Genomic DNA, 4,332 nt, shown 5'->3' with positions numbered 1-4,332 from the left:
CACTAACATCCCATAAATTAGCCTCTTTCGGCAAATCTAAACTGCGACTCATAACCACCCGCAAAGGATTATCATCTCGACTCCTACGACTCGTCAAAAATGGATTATCTCGACGAACAGTATTACTCCCAATAATCACAGCATCACAAACAACCCGTAACTTATGCACCTCACTCCGTGCTTCCTGAGAAGTCACCCATGAACTATGACCTGTAGTAGTAGCAATTTTGCCATCAAGAGTCATCGCATATTTCAAAATTCCAAAAGGACGATGGTAAAGCATTCGGTGAATAAAAGCTTCATTTAATTCGCGACATTCCGCCTCTAATACTCCCACCACTACTTCAATACCAGCATCCCGCAACCTTGCCACACCACCACCTGCAACCAGAGGATTAGGATCTATCATTCCAATCGCTACCCTTGCTACACCTGCTGCAATTAAAGCTTCCGTACAAGGTGGCGTCCTTCCATAATGATTACATGGCTCTAAATTAACATAGGCAGTAGCTCCTCTAGCTTTTTCCCCCGCCTCTCTAAGAGCAAAAACTTCGGCATGAGGATGACCAGCACCAGGATGAAACCCCTCACCCAGAATTTGGCCATTTTGAATAATCACACAACCCACCAAAGGATTAGGGGCAGTCTTTCCCAAAGCACGTCGGGCAAGTTCTAGACAATGACCCATAATTAATCGATCCAACTTATCTTGATTTTCACTCTCATCAAATTCCAACATCTTCAGATTTTTAATTTCAAGTTAAACATTAGACATCTCCAGAAATTATATAGAACTGATTTGGTTAGGACTTATACCATTTCTCAAAAACTTTTCTATACTTTCTTGAGTAGGGAAGTAAGGGAGTGGGTAGGGACGTTGCATAAGGGCGTCCGATAGCCAGAATTCAATAATAAATAATAAATAATAAATAATTAATAATTAATAGACATCTCCAGAAAATAAACTTGCTCTTTATTTAACTAGCTATCAGCTTTCAGCATTTAGCTGTCAGCTAAAAATTCGAGGGTAACGGTCCCCCACAAGAGGAGCGAAAAAATTAGTCGCTTTGCGTGGGGGGTTTGAATCCCCCATTATACACCAAGAATAAGCTGACTGCTGTTAGCGTTAGCGAAGCTCCTCTGTAAGAGGCAGCTCCTCTGAAAGAGGCTAGCTGAGTGCTGACTGCTACTTCAAGATAAGTTAGAGTTGTAAAATTAAGTGACAAAATCATTTTTCGTATTTTTTTCGTGAAAATACATTCCCTGTTCCCAGTTAAGTGTTCCCTGTTCCCTACTCTAGCAAAAAGTCTATATCTTTTTTGGAGATGTCTAATAATTAATAATTACCTATTCTGTAATAGAAGGATTGGCGCTCAAGGAATTTTTTTCTCTCTTGGTCGATTGGATATGGCGTTTTGCGGAACGCAAAACGCGCGTTTTTCATGTCGCGCAGCGAAACGCGGAGCGACTTGAATTGCGTTTCGCTTTCCTACGGAATAATTGCGCAAACGCGACATGAAACGCGGCTCTGTTAAGAGCGGGAGACCTCGCCATCCCATCCTGACGGAATGCTCCGCTTTCCGACCGCTTCTTTATCCATGAATGGACAGGCTTTATACCTTAATTTCTCGGTAAACATAATAATAATTAACATTAACTGCCTAACAATTTGGAAATAAGTTATTTTCCCTGTATTAATTACTTGATAACTGAAGTGTCACCAAAATATAGCATTAATACATGGAAATTGGTATTATACAAAGAAACCCTCTCTCTTTAAATATATATTAAATGGGTTCTATCAGTCTGATCTAAAACTATTGTAGAGACCTTGCATACAAGCTCCCTACATCAACGACTGTTGTAAAAGTCACACTAAAAATTTTTTTTTGTACTTAATTGTGTGAAAATCTCTTGCATGAATGCCTAATTCTACAAAAAGTCTATTCTTTCTCAGATATATCTATTAATTTGATATCCTCTTCAGCCTAAAGCCAAGGGGCTGGATGTATTTCAATTTCTTCCCTACTCCCTCTCCCCCTCATATCTTAATAATAAGTATTTAACCAAGCAAAGACTTAATTACACTTAAGTACCCTTAAGACGAACCATTAATGTTTCATATCTAGACCTAGCTAAAGCACTATTTTCTAATCCTGTCTCAATGTTCTGATTCTCCATACTCTCTGGATATAACACCTCTGGACGATTGCTAAAGCGTGTAACAGTACCGCGTAATCTACTCGATAAAAACTTAGTAACTGCTCGATAAAATCTGAGAGAAAATAATACATCCTGCTCTAGTTTTTCATTTAATTTTTGTTTAGAAATTGATAGAACTAAACTATCTTCTATTGCTTTTACACTAGCAGATGGTAAACGACCATCCACAAAAGACATCTCTCCCAAAACTTCACCAGCAACAACAATCCCAATTTCTTTATCCCCAACCCCAGATAGATAAGCTTTCATTGTCCCATCCAGCACAATATAAAGGGCATCAATTGGTTGGCCTTCACTAATTAATATAGTATTAGCAGTAATTTTTTCTTTACTACCATTAGCAATCATCCAATCAATGTCACGATCGCTTAATTCCCCTAGAATAGCTAGAACTTTGCTCATATTACATTTGCTTAACAATATATATTGACTTAAGTTATATTTTACTGGAGATGAGACACCAAACTTACCACAGTTTCCAGTTTCTATTCCATTGCCTAAAAATATTTTCCCTGTTGCCTACTATGCGCAAAAAGTCTATATCTTTGATTCACTAGATGTCTATTAGAAATCTCCAACACACATCTCCAGAAAATAAATAACGGGACTTAAAGCATTGTATAAAACTAGCTAAATTCCGCCAAATTTACCAGAAAAAATCCTTTTTTATACCTTTTTCCTGAAAATATATATTCCTGTTGCCTGTTGCCTGTTGCCTCTAAGAGCAAGAAGCCTATTCTTTTTCACGCCTATGTCTAATAATAAAAAATCAAATCAATTATTTCCCCCTACTCCCGTAGGGGCGATTCGCTCTTCGCCCCTACTCCCTACTCCCTCTTTTCTACAGAATGACGTTTAACACTTTTCAAAAAAGCATCAACATCTTCATATCTGGTATTAAAAGCAGTCACAAGTCGAATTATCGGCAAACTCCCCTCCTGCCAAACATAAAACTGAAAACCATCAGCTCTCAAACCATTAAGTACAGACTCAGGAATTTCTACAAAAATTTCATTCGCTTCCACAGGATGACACAACCTTACCAAAGGTAACTTTACCAAACCTTGAGCTAACTTAGTTGCCATCTGGTTAGCATGAGTAGCATTTTTTAGCCATAAATTATCAGTAATATAAGCCTCCAACTGAGCAGACAAATATCGCATCTTTGAAAATAAATGACCACTACGTTTGCGACGATAAGCAAATGTTTTTGCCAAATCTTGATTAAAAAAGATTACCGCTTCTGCTGCCATTCCCCCATTTTTAGTTGCACCAAAACACAGTACATCTACCCCCGCTCGCCAAGTTATATCTGCTGGCGCACAATCTAAGCTCACAACAGCATTAGCAAAACGCGCCCCATCTATATGCAGATATAGATTATGAGCATGAGTTATTTTAGCAATCTCATCTATCTCTTCAGGCAAATAGACCGTTCCCGCTTCTGTCGCTTGGGTAATACTAACTGCCGCAGGTTGAACATAATGTACTACACCTGCACCTGCTTTTTCTAGTATTTTGCTCAAATCAGAAGCATTAATTTGAGCATCTGTACCATTTAATGTCACCAGTTTCGCACCACCTGTATAAAATTCTGGAGCACCACATTCATCCACATTAATATGAGATTCACCATGACAATAAATAGCTCCATAACCAGGAGCGATCGCCGATAAAGCCAGAGCATTAGCCGCAGATCCCGTAGCAACAGGGAAAACTGTTACAGGAGTTTCAAAAATTGATGAAAATTTAGCTTCTAACCGTTGAGTGTATTTATCCGCACCATAAGGCATCACAGCTCCTTCATTAGCAGCGATCAGAGCAGCCATAATTTCGGGGCACACCTCAGTCACATTATCACTACAAAAATTCATACTTCCTATATTTTTCACTCTATCAAAAACACTCTACCAGTATGAAACATTCCCACTCCGTTTCCATTTTCTAGTAGGACAGTTTTTTCTATTGAACATCAAGTCCAAATCTGTTTCTAGAAAAAACAGCAAATATTCATTACCACTCAATCTACCTCAAGTCATTTCAGTTATCAGTTATCAGTTATCAGTTATCAGTTACCAGTACCTCTAAATCAAGCCAGAAGCTTGAAAA

At 38.4% G+C, this 4,332-nt stretch carries 3 protein-coding genes; all 3 read right to left on the bottom strand.

All coding sequences use genetic code 11. The features are described 5' to 3' along the window. Positions 1-739: bifunctional diaminohydroxyphosphoribosylaminopyrimidine deaminase/5-amino-6-(5-phosphoribosylamino)uracil reductase RibD (gene ribD / locus F6K22_RS33580; RefSeq protein ID WP_293108356.1), on the bottom strand; the 739-nt coding region annotated here is incomplete at its 3' end. A gap of 1,349 nt (positions 740-2,088) precedes the next feature. Further along, positions 2,089-2,625, bottom strand: a complete 537-nt coding sequence (locus F6K22_RS33575) for a cyclic nucleotide-binding domain-containing protein (protein WP_293108353.1) — start codon at positions 2,623-2,625, stop codon at positions 2,089-2,091. A 425-nt stretch (positions 2,626-3,050) separates the two neighbouring features. Continuing rightward, the gene (locus F6K22_RS33570; RefSeq protein ID WP_293108350.1) at positions 3,051-4,097 is read right to left on the bottom strand and encodes a threonine aldolase family protein; all 1,047 of its coding nucleotides are present in this window, start codon (positions 4,095-4,097) and stop codon (positions 3,051-3,053) included. Positions 4,098-4,332 lie beyond the last annotated feature (235 nt).

This window comes from Okeania sp. SIO2F4 (assembly GCF_010672385.1).
Classification (GTDB): Bacteria; Cyanobacteriota; Cyanobacteriia; order Cyanobacteriales; family Microcoleaceae; genus Trichodesmium.
Note: the sequence above shows the minus strand (reverse complement) of the source record. Positions and strands in the feature narration are given on the sequence as shown.

What these genes read in the sequence shown, in the direction of transcription:
- F6K22_RS33575 (WP_293108353.1), bottom strand. Translation starts at nt 2,625, where the DNA reads ATGAGCAAAGTTCTAGCTATTCTAGGGGAATTAAGCGATCGTGACATT.
- F6K22_RS33570 (WP_293108350.1), bottom strand. Translation starts at nt 4,097, where the DNA reads ATGAATTTTTGTAGTGATAATGTGACTGAGGTGTGCCCCGAAATTATG.